Annotated in this window: 4 protein-coding genes; all 4 read right to left on the bottom strand. The window is 58.6% G+C overall.

The genetic code is table 11. The annotated features are described in order from the left end of the window. A partial coding sequence (locus tag ACXJLU_RS33215; protein WP_457337987.1) for a transposase occupies positions 1-322 on the bottom strand: 322 nt, incomplete at its 3' end. Positions 323-520: 198 nt separating this feature from the next. After that, entirely contained in the window at positions 521-1,171 is a 651-nt protein-coding gene (locus ACXJLU_RS33210) for a hypothetical protein (RefSeq protein WP_457337986.1), read from the bottom strand. An 82-nt stretch (positions 1,172-1,253) separates the two neighbouring features. Then, positions 1,254-1,589, bottom strand: coding sequence for a hypothetical protein (locus ACXJLU_RS33205; protein ID WP_457337985.1), 336 nt, complete (start codon positions 1,587-1,589; stop codon positions 1,254-1,256). Between the two features lie 104 nt (positions 1,590-1,693). Beyond that, positions 1,694-2,094, bottom strand: a 401-nt coding sequence (locus tag ACXJLU_RS33200; protein WP_457337984.1) for a hypothetical protein, incomplete at its 5' end; no start/stop codon positions are given.

Raw genomic sequence — 2,094 nt, 5'->3', positions numbered from 1 at the left:
CGATGGTCTTGAAGTCCGGCGCCAAGCGACCGGTCAGCCACATCAACTCGACATTGCGTTGCGCTTCGCGCTCCAGGCGTCGACTCGACGGAACGCGGTTGAGGTAGCCGTAGATGTAGATCTTCAGCAGCACCGCCGGGTGGTACGACGGTCGCCCCGTTGCCGCAGGCTCGGTGCCTTCGAAGCCCAGTTTCTTCATCGACAGTTCGTCGACGAAGACATCGACGACGCGGATGGGGTTGTCTTCTGCGATGTAGTCGTCCAGGCACTCAGGGAGCAACGTGACCTGGCTTCGCTCCTCTCCTTCGATGAATCGCTTCATGCCGTGACCCGTTCAGCCGCGTTGCCACAACTTAGGCGATCACCTCAGGCAATCAAGCTGTTTTCACACAGCCTCGACCCGTTGCAGTCCTTCGCCGAGGCGATCTCGACGCCCTGAAGCGGTCGTTCATCGGATGGTTCATGGGCATGACCGCTGCAACCCGCTGAGACAGGAACATGCGCCTACCAGGTTTTGTGACTAGGTCTCAGCCTGACCATCAGTCCTTGCCCTCACGGCCCGAAGGAAGACTTCCCGCGCAGCCGAAGTCGTGGCAGCGTCGCCATTCCATCCACAAGCGTTTTGCCGGCAATAAGCTTCCACCTGATCCCAGGATCGATAGTTGATCGCAGGATGCTCGGCAAAGTACCGAGGTTCCAGGCATAGGGTTTGAAGCTCCGGATCGTCAATAGTGGTGACCTCAAGCCATTCGAGATAGGCATGCTTCGAATCGTCGAATTTCATGAACGCATCGAAGTCTCCGAAGACGAGGTCATGAGCCTCGTGAGAGTGCAGGAAGCGCCGTGCCGCGGGCAGGACTTTTGCTAAGTATGGATGGGCCGTTTCTCCTCCCCAGTACTCAGCATTGGACAAGACCGCTTGAACATTGACCTTCAGGGGGAACTGATCCCGTTGATCAGGGAATAGCGTCGTCACGGGCCACCGGTAGCCTGCGTCGATGTAGTCCTTGCAAGTCCGGCACGCGAAGAAGACATCATTCATGACTTTGGAATCTGTTGTGGGGTCAGGAGGTACGGCCCAGGTGTCGAAGCATCCGCTACTTGCGAGGACGTCGAATATTCTGCTCTTCCATTTGCCGCGCACCCGTTCATACAGTTCTTGACGAGACATGGGACGCTAGCCTACCGAAAACCTGCCGCTCGCGATGGGCAGCAACTCGCCGTTCAGAGACGCTCGTCGCGTGGCGCCGATGCTATCGGATCGCTGGGTTGTTGCCGCTGTAGAAGCAGACCTCAGGAAAGTCAGTTGCCCAGAACTTGAACACGACCGCCCCGTTCTCTCTCAGCCACAAATCCTCGCCTTCCGAGTCAGACACAGTCACGGAAAAGCGCAACCCGAGCTTTTGGATCGCAGTTCCTGCATGCCCCGAAAGCCCCGCCAGATTGGCCCGCGACAGCTCGAACACCGCGCCGGCTTTCGAATCAAACAGGCGCGTCCTCCAGCACGCGGACTGGCTTGCATCAATGGCGCATTCGGGTATCCAGCGCCTATGCAGCTTCTTCACGAGTCGGGCAGAACGCTTCTTCATGTCTCGATTCTGCGCTGCGACCACCATTCGCGCTCTCTTCCGGAGCCTCTGAAAGCAGTCGGAGGGGAAAGGCAGCTCATGGCCGTGAACGAGCGTGGTGATCCTCAGCGGCAGAGCGCATCAATGCACCCCTCGAAATCCGGAAACTCGGCCTTCGCTCGCGAAAGGACTTGCAGGGCGGACTTCCTGGATTCGGGTGAATGCGCCATCGCGAACGCCGCAAACTGACTGTTCTCTGGCTTCTCGTCGGGATACGAGACGGCCTCGAAGGGCCCCAGTCCGCCTGCTAATAGCCATAGGAAGTCATGAATGGTGCTCGCGACGACGCCTTTCTCCCCTTCCGAGCCGAGAAAGACCACCGGCTGGTCAAGAAGAGGCAGATCTTTGCGTACGCTCCAGATGGCGGCATATCCGCCGGTGCCGTCCTGACCGAATACCAAGAAATCCGAGCCGTCGACTTCTTCGTTCCCAGTCCAAGCCCGGAACCAGTCTCGGGTCTCCTGAG

The organism is Rhizobacter sp. P5_C2, assembly GCF_054049715.1.
This window is presented reverse-complemented; position numbering and strand designations above follow the sequence as displayed.